This window comes from Caulobacter sp. CCNWLW153, from assembly GCF_036889365.1.
Lineage (GTDB): Bacteria > Pseudomonadota > Alphaproteobacteria > Caulobacterales > Caulobacteraceae > Caulobacter > Caulobacter radicis.
Genome location: NZ_JBAKFV010000001.1, coordinates 42,389 through 56,230 on the forward strand (window position 1 = coordinate 42,389; position 13,842 = coordinate 56,230).

10 protein-coding genes are annotated in these 13,842 nt (G+C 70.4%); 9 read left to right on the forward strand and 1 reads right to left on the reverse strand.

The genetic code is table 11. The annotated features are described in order from the left end of the window. Positions 1-37 precede the first annotated feature (37 nt). Together ilvD and V6S85_RS00160 are read left to right on the forward strand one after the other, a co-directional pair. A complete protein-coding gene (ilvD, locus tag V6S85_RS00155) occupies positions 38-1,894 on the forward strand; it encodes a dihydroxy-acid dehydratase (RefSeq protein WP_334347558.1) in 1,857 nt (618 codons plus the stop codon). A 147-nt stretch (positions 1,895-2,041) separates the two neighbouring features. After that, positions 2,042-3,358, forward strand: coding sequence for an O-acetylhomoserine aminocarboxypropyltransferase/cysteine synthase family protein (locus V6S85_RS00160; protein WP_334347559.1), 1,317 nt, complete (start codon positions 2,042-2,044; stop codon positions 3,356-3,358). Positions 3,359-3,405: 47 nt separating this feature from the next. Here V6S85_RS00160 and V6S85_RS00165 read toward each other — a convergent pair whose 3' ends face one another. Then, positions 3,406-4,623 (reverse strand): dipeptidase, encoded by a 1,218-nt coding sequence (locus V6S85_RS00165; RefSeq protein ID WP_334347560.1) that lies wholly within the window; start codon positions 4,621-4,623, stop codon positions 3,406-3,408. A 212-nt stretch (positions 4,624-4,835) separates the two neighbouring features. Here V6S85_RS00165 and V6S85_RS00170 point away from each other — a divergent pair, with 212 nt between their 5' ends. From V6S85_RS00170 to V6S85_RS00200, 7 genes are all read left to right on the forward strand, one after another. Continuing rightward, positions 4,836-5,747, forward strand: a complete 912-nt coding sequence (locus V6S85_RS00170; RefSeq protein ID WP_334347561.1) for an aldo/keto reductase — start codon at positions 4,836-4,838, stop codon at positions 5,745-5,747. A gap of 85 nt (positions 5,748-5,832) precedes the next feature. Next, the gene (locus V6S85_RS00175) at positions 5,833-6,378 is read left to right on the forward strand and encodes an RNA polymerase sigma factor (RefSeq protein WP_334347562.1); all 546 of its coding nucleotides are present in this window, start codon (positions 5,833-5,835) and stop codon (positions 6,376-6,378) included. Between the two features lie 58 nt (positions 6,379-6,436). Continuing rightward, positions 6,437-7,408, forward strand: a complete 972-nt coding sequence (locus V6S85_RS00180) for a FecR family protein (RefSeq protein ID WP_334347563.1) — start codon at positions 6,437-6,439, stop codon at positions 7,406-7,408. A gap of 140 nt (positions 7,409-7,548) precedes the next feature. Further along, positions 7,549-10,527, forward strand: a complete 2,979-nt coding sequence (locus V6S85_RS00185) for a TonB-dependent receptor (protein WP_334347564.1) — start codon at positions 7,549-7,551, stop codon at positions 10,525-10,527. A gap of 111 nt (positions 10,528-10,638) precedes the next feature. Next, on the forward strand, positions 10,639-11,403 hold the full coding sequence (locus V6S85_RS00190; RefSeq protein WP_334347565.1) for a Slam-dependent surface lipoprotein: 765 nt from the start codon (positions 10,639-10,641) through the stop codon (positions 11,401-11,403). 47 nt (positions 11,404-11,450) lie between these two features. Further along, complete coding sequence (locus V6S85_RS00195; protein WP_334347566.1) at positions 11,451-12,947, forward strand: surface lipoprotein assembly modifier; 1,497 nt, start codon at positions 11,451-11,453, stop codon at positions 12,945-12,947. Further along, positions 12,947-13,723, forward strand: a complete 777-nt coding sequence (locus V6S85_RS00200) for an energy transducer TonB (RefSeq protein WP_334347567.1) — start codon at positions 12,947-12,949, stop codon at positions 13,721-13,723. The genes V6S85_RS00195 and V6S85_RS00200 overlap by 1 nt, the downstream gene beginning before the upstream one ends. Positions 13,724-13,842 lie beyond the last annotated feature (119 nt).

Consider the following 13,842-nt stretch of genomic DNA (forward strand, 5'->3'; position numbering starts at 1 on the left):
GCGGTAATAACCCCACAGCCGACACTGAGATTTTCCCATGCCTCCCTATCGCTCACGCACCTCCACCCACGGTCGCAACATGGCCGGCGCCCGCGGCCTGTGGCGCGCCACCGGCATGAAGGACAGCGACTTCGGCAAGCCGATCATCGCCGTGGCCAACAGCTTCACCCAGTTCGTCCCGGGCCACGTGCACCTGAAGGACCTGGGCCAGCTGGTCGCCCGCGAGATCGAGGCCGCCGGGGGCGTGGCCAAGGAATTCAACACCATCGCCGTGGACGACGGCATCGCCATGGGCCACGGCGGCATGCTGTATTCGCTGCCCAGCCGCGAACTGATCGCCGACGCGGTCGAGTACATGGTCAACGCCCACTGCGCCGACGCGATCGTCTGCATCTCCAACTGCGACAAGATCACGCCCGGCATGCTGATGGCCGCCATGCGCCTCAACATCCCCGTCGTCTTCGTCTCGGGCGGTCCGATGGAGGCCGGCAAGGTGCAGATCAAGGGCGCGATCCGCTCGCTGGATCTGGTCGACGCCATGGTCGTCGCCGCCGACGACAAATATACCGACGAGGAAGTCGAGGCGATCGAGAAGGCCGCGTGCCCGACCTGCGGCTCGTGCTCGGGCATGTTCACCGCCAACTCGATGAACTGCCTGACCGAGGCGCTGGGCCTGTCGCTGCCCGGCAACGGCTCGGTCCTGGCCACCCACGCCGATCGCGAGGCCCTTTTCAAGGAAGCCGGCCGTCTGATCGTCGATCTGTGCCAGCGCTGGTACGAGCAGGAAGACGTCACGGCCCTGCCGCGCGGCATCGCCACGCGTGAGGCGTTCGAGAACGCCATGAGCCTCGACATCGCCATGGGCGGTTCGACCAACACCGTGCTGCACCTCCTGGCCGCCGCCAGCGAGGGCGGCGTCGAGTTCTCGATGGCCGACATCGATCGCCTGTCGCGCCGCGTGCCCTGTCTGTCGAAGGTCGCGCCCGCCAAGGCCGACGTGCACATGGAAGACGTCCACCGCGCCGGCGGCGTGCCCGCCATCCTGGGCGAGCTGGAGAAGGGCGGCCTGATCGACGTCAGCCAACCCACAGTCCACGCCGCCACCATGGCCGAGTCCCTGGCACGTTGGGACATCGGTCGCACCAACAGCGGCACGGCCCAGGAGTTCTTCCGCGCCGCCCCGGGCGGCAAGCCGACCCAGATCGCCTTCAGCCAGGCGGCGCGCTGGGAAGAGCTGGACCTGGACCGCGAGAAGGGCGTCATCCGCTCGGTCGAGCACCCGTTCTCCAAGGACGGGGGCCTGGCCGTCCTGTTCGGCAACCTGGCGCCGGAAGGCTGCATCGTGAAGACCGCCGGGGTCGACGAGTCGATCCTGACCTTCCGCGGCACGGCCCGCGTGTTCGAGAGCCAGGAAGACGCCGTCAGCGGCATCCTGGGCGGCAAGGTCACGGCTGGCGAGGTCGTCGTCATCCGCTACGAAGGCCCCAAGGGCGGCCCGGGCATGCAGGAGATGCTGTACCCGACCACCTACCTGAAATCGAAGGGGCTGGGGGCTGCCTGCGCCCTGATCACCGACGGCCGCTTCTCGGGCGGCACCTCGGGCCTGTCGATCGGCCACGTCTCGCCGGAAGCCGGCGAGGGCGGCCTGATCGCCCTGGTCGAGACCGGCGACAGCATCCTGATCGACATCCCCAACCGCGGCATCAACCTGGAAGTCTCCGACGCGGTGCTGGCCGAGCGTCACGCCGCCCAACTGGCCCGCGGCAAGGACGCCTGGAAGCCCAAGGACCGCAAGCGCGAGGTCTCGCCGGCCCTGCGCGCCTACGCGGCGATGACCACCAACGCCGCCCGCGGCGCGGTGCGCGACGTCTCCCAGGTCGAGCGCCAGAACTAGGACTGAAGGCGGCCGGGCTCGCTCGAGCTCGGCCGCGCAATCCTGGGGTGAGTTTTTCTGCCCGCGCGGCGAGAATATCGGTCGTGCGGAGGAGGGCGGTCCGGGTCAGGTTTTCGACATCGACGTAAAAAGCTTCAGGAGAAGCCGATGTCCGACCGCAAGCTCCATCCCGAGACCCTGGCCCTGCACGCCGGCTGGCGGGCCGATCCGACAACGGGCGCAGTGGCGCCGCCGATCTACCAGACCACGTCCTACCAGTTCCAAAGCGCCGAGCACGCGGCCGATCTCTTCGCCCTGCGACAGCTGGGCAACATCTACACCCGCATCGGCAACCCCACGATCGACATCCTGGAGCAGCGCCTGGCCGCGCTCGAGGGCGGGGCGGCCGCCCTGGCGGTGGCGTCGGGGCAGGCGGCTTCGGCCTTCGCGATCCAGAACCTGGCCCGGGCCGGCGACAACATCGTCAGCTCCACCGACCTCTACGGCGGCACCTGGAACCTGTTCGCCAACACCCTGCGCGACCAGGGGATCGAGGTCCGCTTCGTCGATCCCGAGGACCCCCAGGCTTTCGCCCGCGCCACCGACGAGCGCACGCGCGCCTACTACGCCGAGACCCTGCCCAATCCGAAGCTGACGGTCTTCCCGATCGCCGAGGTCGCCGCCATCGGCCGCGCGCATGGCATCCCGCTGATCGTCGACAACACCGCCGCGCCCCTGCTGGCGCGGCCGCTGGAGCACGGCGCGGCGATCGTCGTCTATTCGACCACCAAGTATATCGGCGGCCACGGCACCTCGATCGGCGGCGTCATCATCGACGGCGGCAATTTCGACTGGGAGGCCCATCCCGAGCGCCAGCCGCTGCTCAACATCCCCGACCCCAGCTATCACGGCGCGGTCTGGGCGCAGGCGGCCAAGCCCTTGGGGCCCATCGCCTATATCCTGCGGGCCCGCACGGTGCTGCTGCGCGACCTGGGCGCGGCCCTGTCGCCGTTCAACGCCTTCCAGATCCTGCAAGGGCTGGAGACCCTGCCGCTACGCATCGCCCGCCATTCGCAGAACGCGCAAGGCGTGGTCGACTTCCTGGCCAAGCGCCCGGAGGTGATCCAGGTGATCTACCCCACCGCCCAGGACGGCCTGCGCCGCGAACGGGCCGACCGCTACCTGTCGGGCGGCTACGGCGGCCTGGTCGGCTTCGAACTGGCCGGCGGGCGCGAGGCCGGCAAGCGGTTCATCGACAGCCTGCAACTGTTCTACCACGTGGCCAATATCGGCGACGCGCGCAGCCTGGCCATCCATCCGGCCTCGACCACCCACTCCCAGCTCAGCGCCGAGGACCAGGCCGCCACGGGCGTCTCCGAAGGCTATGTGCGCCTTTCCATCGGCCTGGAGCACATCGACGACATCCTGGCCGACCTCGACCAGGCCCTGGCCGCCTCGGAAGGTCTGCGCGTCGCGGCTGAATGACAAAAATCCCGCCAGGTCAGAGGCCTGGCGGGCTTTCTTCATGCTGGTCAGTGCTTTGAGCTCTGCTCCACGGCGCGGAAGACGCGCAGATAGTTGCCGCCCCACAGCTTGCCGATGTCGGCCTCGGAATAGCCGCGCGCCACCAGCTCGGCGGTGACGTTGCCGGCCTCGCCCTCGTTGGCCCAGCCGACCACCCCGCCGCCGTGGTTGAAGTCCGACGACAGCCCCACGTGCTCGACCCCCACGCGCCCCACCGCGTAGTCGACGGAGTCGACCAGGTCCTTGACCGTCGCCTTGGGCAGCAGGGCGGTGACGGCGTGGCTGTAGTCCTTGCGCTTGTCGGGCGACAGCGCCTCGCTCCCGTCGGCGGCGCGGCTGAAGGCGGCGGGCAGGCCGTACTGGACGCGCAGCGCGGCCACCTTCGGCCGAAGCTCGTCGGTCAGCCGCACCAGATAGGGTCCGAAAGCGACGATCTGCACGACCCCGCCCTTGGCGGCGATGGCGTTGAGCTCGGCGTCCGACAGGTTGCGCGGGTTGTCGACGATCCCCTGGACGCCAGAGTGGCTGGCGACTACCGGCGCGCGGCTGATCGCCAGCACCTGCTTCACGCCGTCGGGCGTCAGCTGCGAGACGTCGATGATCACGCCCAGGTCGTTGAGCCGGCCCACCGCCTGCTTGCCCAGGGGAGACAGGCCGCCCCATTCGGCCTTGGCCCCGCCGCTGGGCCGCGAGGAGTCGGCGAAGGCGTTGGCGCCTGCATGGACGAAGCCGAAACTGCGCACGCCGGCGGCGTAATAGGCGTCGAGCGGCTTAAGGTCCTCGCCGAACGGATAGGCGTTGAGGAAACCGATCACGATCGCCCGCTTGCCGGCCTTGGCGGCGGCCTCGACGTCGTCGGCCTTCAGGGCCAGCGCGGCGCGGTCGGGATGGCGCTCGGCGACGCCGCGGATGGCGGCCAGCTTGGCGTCGGCCTCCTTGCGGGCCTGGGCGTAGCCTTCCGGGGTGCGCGGCCCTTGCGCGACGAACACGGCCAGCACGGCCGCATCGACACCGCCGCGCTCCAGCTTGGGCAGGTCGACCTGGCTGTCGCCGTCGACGGCGGCCTCGTGCGCGCCGACGCCCAGGTCGGCCGGCACGTCCACGTGGCTGTCGAGCACGAGCGTGCGGGCGTGGATGGCGGCGGCGTCGAGATCGGCGGCGAGGGCCGGAGCGGCGCTGGTCAGGGCCAGGGCCGCGGCCGTGGCCAGGAGGATGGGGCGAAGCATGGCGTCGTCTTTCTTGTCGTTGGTCGGGGAGGGCGCCTCGCCGCGCGCCGGGCCCCTCGGCGCGTTCGTGAAGGCGGCTCGACGCTAGCCGCCGCCGGGCCGCGCCGACCAACGCGGTGTTCTCATGCTGGATATTGCCGTCGGTAAAGCTTGCGCTCGAGGCCGCTCACCGGTCATCTCGGCGTCCTTTCCGAACCGAGAGTGCGCTTTCCATGCTCGACGACCGCAAGCCCCACGAAAACCGTCCGCTGGGCAAGAGCGGCCTTTCCGTGTCGCCGCTGGCCTGGGGCATGTGGCGCTTCAAGGGCGAGTCCGTCGCCGACGCCCGCCACCTGGTCGAGACGGCGCTGGAGAGCGGCATCACCCTGCTCGACACCGCCGACATCTACGGCGCCGACACGCCCTACGGCTTCGGCTCGGCCGAGGTGCTGCTGGGCAAGGTGCTGCACGACGCCCCGCACCTGCGCGAGAAGTTCGTCCTGGCCTCCAAGGGCGGCATCGTCCTGGGCGTGCCCTACAACTCCAGCGCCGACTATCTGGTCGCCGCCTGCGAGGCCTCGCTGCAGCGCCTGGGCGTCGAGAAGATCGACCTCTACCAGATCCACCGCCCCGACGTGCTGGCCCATCCCGCCGAGGTGGCCGGAGCGCTGGTCAAGCTGCTCGAGCAGGGCAAGATCGACGCCGTGGGCGTCTCCAACTATCTGCCCAGCCAGGTCGCGGCCCTGCAGGCGCACCTGCCGTTCCCGCTGGCCAGCATCCAGCCGGAGTTCTCGCCGCTGGCCATTGAGCCGCTGTCGGACGGCGTGCTCGACCAGGCGCTGGAGCGCGACATGGCCGTGCTGGCCTGGTCGCCTCTGGGCGGCGGGCGCCTGACGGGCGAGGGCATCGACGATCGAGGGCGGGCGGTGATCGACGCCCTCGACGCCGTGGCCCGTCCGCAGCACGTCGACCGCGCCGCCGTGGCCCTGGCCTGGATCATGGCTCATCCGTCGCGGCCGATCCCCATCGTCGGCTCCCAGACGCCCGAGCGTATCAAGGCCGCCGCCGACGCTCTGCACGTCCACATGACCCGGGCCCAGTGGTACGCCATCCTGACCGCCAGCCGAGGCGTTCCGCTGCCCTAGACCGAGCGGTCGCCTTTGACGGGCGGCGGCGAGATCGCTAGATCATGGCGCGGTAATGAGAATCGTTCTCATTCGAGGTGGCGTGATGCGATCTGGCCAGAGGGGAACGGCTTCCGACCTGACCAGCTTGCTGGAGGCTCATTACGAGGACCTCCGCCGCTTCGCCGCCCGCAAGGCCCGCTCGGCCAGCCTGGCCGACGACGTCATGCAGGACGCTTGGCTCAAGCTGTCGGACCTGACCCGCGCGCCGGGCTTCGACGGCGCGGCGGTGCGCAATCCGCTCAGCTACCTGCGCCGGATCATCGCCAACCTCGTGGTCGACCGCCAGCGGCAGGCGGCCGCCCAGGCCAGGCGGATCTCGCCGGGCGAGCTGCCGCTGGACGCCGGCAGCGACGCGCCCTCGGCCTTTCAGGTGCTGGCCGGCCGCCAGGAGATCGCCATCGTCCACGCCGCCATCGCCGAACTGCCCGACAAGTGTCGGCAGGTGATCCTGCTCTATCGCGGCCACGACCTGACCATGCAGCAGGTCGCCGATCGCCTGGGAATCTCGCCGCGCACAGTCGAGAACCATCTGGCCAAGGCCATGAGCCACTGCCGTCGCCGGCTGAAGGAAGCGCGCGGCGATGGATGAGACTAGGGGAAGCGCGGGCGCCGGTTCGTCCTGTCCATCGGGAGGACCAAAAGCCCACATGAGCGACAAGGACAAAAGCACGGGCGGGGACGAGGCGCTGTTCGACGCGGCGGCGCGCCGGACGCTGCGCCTGCGCGATGGGGCCGACGCTGCCGAGCACGCCGCCTGGCTGGCCGCAGGGCCGGGCCGGACCGAAGCCGCGGCCGAGGCCGACCACATTCTCTCGCTCATCGGCGCGGCCACGGCGCCTGAAGTCAACGCGACGTTCCAGCCGCGACGACGGCGAGGCGCGTCCGCTGTCGCCGCTCCGCGTCGCCGGACGTGGAAGATCCCGGCGGCCGTCGCGGCCTGCCTGGTGCTGGCGCTCGGAACGGGCGTCGCGCTCGAGACCCTGGCGCCCGCCGATCCGAACCGTCTGGTCGCCCAGATCGGCGAAGTGCGCCGGCAGGTGCTGGCCGACGGCAGCGCCGTGACGCTGAACACCGGCGCGGTGCTCGACGTCCGCTACGGACCCGAAGGCCGCCGCGTGCGGCTGGTCAAGGGCGAGGCGTTCTTCGACGTGGTCCACGATCCCTCGCGGCCGTTCGTGGTCGAGAGCCGGGCCGGCAGCGCCCGCGTGCTGGGCACGGCCTTCGACGTGCGCCTGGCGGGCGACAAGGCCAGGGTCAGCGTCCTGCGCGGCGCGGTGCGGGTCGAGCCGGCGAGCGGGCAGGGCGCAGCCGTGCTGCGGGCCGGCCAGGGGGCATGGCTCGACGGCGCCACGCCCAAGGCCCTGGCGCTGGAGGATCCGGCCGCGGTCGACGCCTGGCGTCAGGGGCGCCTGGTCGTCTATCATCGACCGTTGTCCGAGGTGGTCGACGAGATCGGTCGCTACAAGCGGGGCAAGGTGTTCGTCCGCGGTCAGGCTCTGGCCGCCCGGCCGGTATCGGGGGTGTTCGACGTCGCCCGACCCGACGCCGCCATCGACGCCCTGGCCGCCTCGCTGGACCTGCGCACCGCGCGCCTGGGTGGTTTCGTCCTGCTCTACTGACCAGTTCGTAACGGCTCCGCAAAAAAATCGACGAGGTCGCTAGGGGATCTCGTCGCTGGGTTTCGTCTCTCCATCATAAGATGCAATTGAGTGTCGCTCGCAATAATGAGCGGCCCCCCGAGACGAGACCGACCGAAGACATGACGACGCCTGCTATCCGTTCCGGCCTGCTTCCCCGTATCCGCCGGCTGTCGTTGTGCCTGGTCCTGGCCTCGGCCAGCCCGCTGGCCCTGGGCGCGCCGCCCGCCGCCGCCCAGGAAGCCTTCGCCTACACGGTCGACATCCCGGCCCAGCCGCTGCCCCAGGCGCTGAGCCAGTTCTCGCTGCAGACCAAGGTCCAGATCGTCTACGCCGTCGAAGCGCCTTATGGCCGCCGCGCGCCCGCCGTGCGCGGCCGCTTCAGCCAGGGCGAGATCCTGTCGCGCCTGCTGGCCGGCAGCGGCGTCACCTGGCGTGAGGTGCGCCCCGGCGTTGTCACGCTTGAAGCCGCCCCCAGCGCCAAGGGGGCGGTCGTCACCGACGCCCTGCGGGTCGAGGGCGCGGCCGGCGGCGGCGAAGCGCTGAGCGTCCGCAACGCCCTGGGCTATGACGGCGTCTACGACCTGGACGGCGCTTCCACCTATGCCGGCAAAAGCGAGGTCGAGCGCTACAAGGGCGTCAGCCCGGCCGATGTGCTCAAGGGCATGGTCGGGGTGTTCAGCGGCGACGCCCGCAACAGCGGCGCGCTCGACCCCAGCGTTCGCGGCGTCGAGGGCCCTGGCCGCGTGCCGGTGATCATCGACGGCGGCGAACAGGCCCTGACCGTCTGGCGCGGCTACAACGGCGCCAACAACCGAAGCTACATCGATCCCAGCCTGGTGGGCGGCGTGCAGGTGCTGAAAGGCCCGTCCCTGACGGCGGGCGTCCATACCTCCGTCGGCGGGGCGGTGGTCATCGACACCCTCTCGCCGCGCGACATCCTGCGCGAGGGCGAGGCCTACGGCGCCGAGGTGCGCATCGAGGGCGGCAACAACTCCACCAAGCCGCGCCTGCCGACCCTGCTGACCGGCCAGGATTACCGCAACGTGCCGGGCTTTCCCGGCTCGACCGGAACCACGGGCTTTCCCAACAGTCCCTACAACGATCCCTACGTGCAGGTGACGCCGCGCACCTCGGGCGACAACGACACCCTGTCGCTGGGCGACCGCGCCGCGCGCCTGGCCATCGCCGGCCGAAGCGACGACTTCGAATGGCTGGCCGCCTATGCCTGGCGCGAACGCGGCAACTACTTCGCCGGCGAGAGCGAGGCCGACTACTATAGTCAGACCAGCCTGCCCACGCCGTCCGGCCCGCAGGACCTGATCAAGCGCCTGGCCTTCAACTACCAGCCCGGCAACGAGGTCCCCAACACCTCCAGCGAGATGAGTTCGTGGCTGGGCAAGCTGGTCTGGAAGATCAGCGATGCGCAGCAGTTGAAGTTCGGCGTGCGCGACACGGTCTCGACCTACGGCGAGGTGATGCCCTCGCGGATCATCTCGGTCGGCAACAACGGCATGGGCAAGGTGCAGTGGCCGCTCAGCGAGGTCCACGCCACCGCCTGGAACGTCGACTACCGGCTCAAGCCCGGCGGCCGCTGGGTCGACCTGAAGACATCCGTTTGGCTGACCCGCACCAACAGCCACACCTACAGCGCCGGCGGCTTCCCCAACTGGGCCCAGAACGCCGCCAACCCCATCATCAAGAACACCGCGCTCGCCAACGCCAAGAACGACCGCTACGGCCTGTCGGCCAGCAACAAGATGCGCCTGGCCCCGACCCTCGACCTGGTGGTCGCCGGCGACTGGCAGCACGAGAAGCTGACCTCGCCCGACGTCTGGGGCGGCACGTTCGACGGCTGGCGCCAGTACCCCCGGGCCGGCCGGCGCGAGGAATACAACGTCCACGCCAACCTGGAATGGCGGCCGGTCAGCGAGCTGACTCTGACCGCCGGCGCGCGCTATTCGCACTACTGGGCCTTTGACGACTTCCTGGCCGAGCAACTGGCCAAGGGCGTGGTGTTCACCAACTATGTCTTCACCGACGGCTCGGTGCTCTACCGCACCCTGGTCAACGGCCGCACGGTCAACAACCGCATCGCCTGGGAGCGCGACAGCACCGGCAAGTTCACGCGCGCCACCAATCCCTGCGTCAACGGCTTCCTCAATAGTGTGGCCAACGCCACGGGCTACTGCGTGGCCTCGCTGAACCAGGCGCCGGTCACCGCCGTCAGCCGCACCCAGCGGGGCGACGGCTGGACGCCGGCGGTGTCGGCCACCTTCAACTTCACGCCCAACGCCCGGGCCTACGCCCGCTACGCCGAGGCCTATCGCTTCCCCAGTCTGTTCGAGAGCACGGTCGGCTTCTCGGCCGCCATCGATCCGACCCGGCCGCTGAAGCCCGAGCACGCCCGCACCTGGGAAGTCGCCTACATCCACGACCTGTCGGCGCTGCTGTCGCTGCCGGAAGGCCAGCGCGCCGACGTCAGGCTGACCTGGTTCCGCAACCGCACCAGCAACGTCATCGAGCGCGGCACGCAGTTGCAGCTTTCCAACATGGAAAAGCAGATCATCGAGGGGATCGAGCTTCAGGCCCGCTACGACAACGGCCGCCTGTTCGCCGACTTTTCCGCCGCCCACAACTTCAAGAACAAGGTCTGCGACCGCCAGCAGGCGATCCTGAAGGCGCCCAACACCGGCATCGTGCCCGACTGCGTGAACTTCGGCTTCGTCGGCGGCTACCTGCTGACCCAGGCCACGCCCGAGACCTCGGCCAACCTCAACCTCGGCGCCCGCTTCCTTGAGCGCCGGCTCGAGGTGGGCGTGCGCGGCGTCTACTACAGCGGCTACGACAATCCCGAGCTCGATCGCTTCATCGGCGGCGCTACCGCCACCCGCGTCGACGGCTGGGCGCTGAACACGCCCTACCTGTGGGACGACATCGTCACGGTCGACGCCTACGCCAACTTCAAGCTCAACGAGAAGGTCCGGTTCGAGCTGGTCGGGACCAATCTCAACGACCGCTACTACACCGATCCCCTGACCCGCACGGCCCAGCCGGCCCCCGGGCGCACGCTGAAGCTCAGCATGACCGCCCGCTACTGACCCCCAATTCACGGCTTTCGGCGCGTCGGCTCCCTACCGACGTGGCGGACGCCGCTGGATGAGCCCGGGCCTCAAAAGAGGTCCATCAAACAAAGCATCGGAGAAGACGAGATGTCCCGTTCGACCTTCAAGACGCTGATCCTGGCCTCCATCACCGCCGCCGCCCTGACCGGCGTCGCCCATGCCGGCATCGTCGGCGAGTCCACCGACGAAACCCACCTGAAGGTGGGCGCCAGCGTGATCAACGCGGGTCCGCACACCGCCGGCAAGGCTGGCGTGGCCGTCGCCTCGATCGGCCTGTCGGCCTATGTCGACTTCCAGGGCCTTGCGGCCTCGGCCCCGCCGTCGGGCGGCGTCAGCACGATCAACAATCCGTCGACCGCGCCGGGCAGCCACAACGGCATGGGCGTGTTCAACTTCGCCAAGGTCAGCACCGGCGACTTCTGGTTCGGCGAGTGGTCCGACACCGCCAACGCCAATGACGGCACCCACACCGTCTACTACGTCGGCGACGACACCGGCGCGACCGCCGGCTCGGGCACGGCCAGCTACACGGTGAAGGGTCTCAGCGACTACGCCACCAACGGCATCCTGGAAGGGACCTTCAACGCCGACTTCACCGCCGGCACGCTGGGCGGCTACGTCCAGAGCGCCTCGACCGGCTACAAGGTCGACATCGGCTCGGTGGGCATCTCGGGCCTGAACATCGCCAGCACCACGGCCAACGCCACGGCCACGCAAGGGGCCTCCACCCTGGCCTCGGGCGGCGAAGTCAGCGGCAAGTTCTTCGGCGCCAACGCCGCGGCCCTGGCCGGTCTGGTCACCTTCGGCGGCAACAGCGTCTACGACACCGCCTTCGGCGGCACGAAGAACTGAGGATGCGAGGGGCGGGGGCCGGCTGGTCTTCGCCCCAAGCCCTTGCGATGAGCAGGTCGTCCGTTCTCAAGCGTTTTCCGTTCCGCGCCGCCGCCGGCTGCGCGGCTTTCGTCGTTCTGGCCCTTGCCGGCGCCGCCCACGCCCAGGTCGACGACGACACCCGCCTGCGCCTCGACCAGGACCTGTCGCGCCGCGCCGCCGAGCGCGAGGCCAGGACACGGCAGGAGACCGCCCCCGACGTGCTGGTCATCGACGGCCAAGCCTACACGGTGGGACCGGGCGCCGACGACGTCGGCAAGGCCCTCTACCTGTCCCTTGCCCGCCGGCAGTGGGCCGACGCCCGCCGCTTCCTGAAGGCCTATCTGGCCTTGCCCGAGCGCGACCCGATGCTGGTCCACTACGCGCAAGGGCAACTCGCGCGGCAGGACGGCGACCTGCGCGCGGCCGAGCGCAGCTACCGCCAGCTTCTCGTCCTGCAGCCCGGCTTCATGCCGGGGCGTATCGAGCTGGCCCGCGTGCTGTTCGAGGACCAGCGCGACCGCGAGGCCGAGGCGGCCTTCCGCGCCGTCCTGGCCGACATGCCCAATGACGACGCCCGGGCCGTCGGCGTGCGCCGCACCGTCGAGAGCTTCCTGGCGGCCCTGAAGCGCCGCCGGTCCTGGACGGGCCAGTTCGCGCTGGGCCCGGGCTGGAACTCCAACATCAACCAGGCCTCGGGCAGCTATGCCTGCCTGCTGCCGGGGCCGGAGGGGATCTGCTTCTTCGACCGCAAGACGCCCGACCCGCTGGGCGCGGCGACGGTCAGCTTCGAGACCGTGCTCAATCGCCGCCTGCCGCTACGGGGCTCCGGCGGCCTGACCTTCCGCGGCATGGCCTATGGCGAGCTCTATCCGGAGGAGGGGCGCTACAACCAGGCCACCTTCGTCGCGCAGGCCGGGCTCGACTACCGGACCGCGCGGCTGGCCTTCGGCGTCGCCCCGTCGCTGGATGTCGGGACCATGGGCGCCGAGCGGTTGTACGAGGCGCCCGGCCTGCACGCCGAGGTCAGCCGCGCGCTCGGCGCCTCGACGCTTGTCAAGCTGGAGGGCGACTACAAGGCCATGCGCTACAGCCGGGCCGCGTTCGCGTCGCTCGACGGCGACCAGGCCTCGCTGTTCCTGACCGCCTGGCGCGGCCTTTCCGGCGGCTGGACCGTGTTCGGCGGCATGGACCTGCTCGACAAGGACGCCGATCGCGCGGTCAACGCCTATCGCCAGGCCGGCCTGCGGCTGGGCGCTGCGACGCCGACGATGAAGGGCTTCAACGGGACTCTGTTCGCCTCGGCCCGGCGCAAGCGCTGGGACGCCGTCAACGAGACGTTGGAGGCGCGCCGCCGCGACGACGAGCAGAGCTTCACCGCCATCCTGCGCGCGCCGCGCTGGAAGACCCCCGGCGGCTTCACGCCCAGCCTGACCGTGCAGTACGCCAAGGTGGCCAGCAGCATCGACTGGCTGTTCTCCTACGAGAAGACGGCCGCCAGCCTGAAGCTGGAGCGGGTGTTCTGATGCTGCAGGCGCTGCCCATGACGGTGCTGGAAATCCCGTACGAGCCGCTCGCGGCCACCGGCCGAAAGCGCCGCTGGAGCCTGGCGCTGTCCGGGGCGGTGGTGCTGCACGTGGCCTTGCTGCTGGCCGCCTATCTGAAGCTTGCCCGGCCCGAGATGCCGATGGCCGCGCCGATCGAGGCCATCGCCGTGGAGTTCGCCGTCGAGCCCGTCGCGCCGCCACGTCCCAAGGACGAGCGCCCGCCCGGCCCGGAGGCCAAGCCCAGTCCTGCCGCCGTCGCCGCGCCGGCGCCGCCCAAGACCATTGATCGGCCGCCCGATCCGCGCGGCGTCCTGCCGCCCCAGCAGCGGTCCGCCGCCCAGGCGGTGGAGGCGGACGCCTCGGCGCGGGCCTCGACGCCCCGCGAGGCTTCGGCGCCGCCCGCCGTGCCGGCGCCCCCCGCGCCGGTCATGGCCGCGCCGCGCACCTCCGCCGCCGCCGCCCGCGACGCGGCGGTCAGCTGGCGCGGCCTGATCCTGGGGCGGCTGAAGGCCTACAAGCGTTACCCGCGCCGGGCCCAGAGCGCGGGGCAGGAGGGGGTGGTCCATGTCGCCTTCATGGTCGACCGGGCGGGCAGGGTGCTGAGCGCCAGGGTCGCCAAGGGCTCGGGCTACCCGCTGCTCGACGAGGAGGCCCTGTCCACGGTCCGCCGCGCTTCGCCCGTGCCGCCGCCGCCCGACGACGTGGCGGGCGATCCGGTCGAGGTGCTCGTGCCCGTGGAGTTCTTCGTCGGCTGACGACGGGGGCAGGGCGGCCGAAGCGGTCGATTCTCACCGGTTACGGCTAGCCAAGACCGCCCCACGCTGTAGAGTTGAGTCGAGTGTTCGCGGCCGGGCCTGGTCCTGGCGGCGAAGGG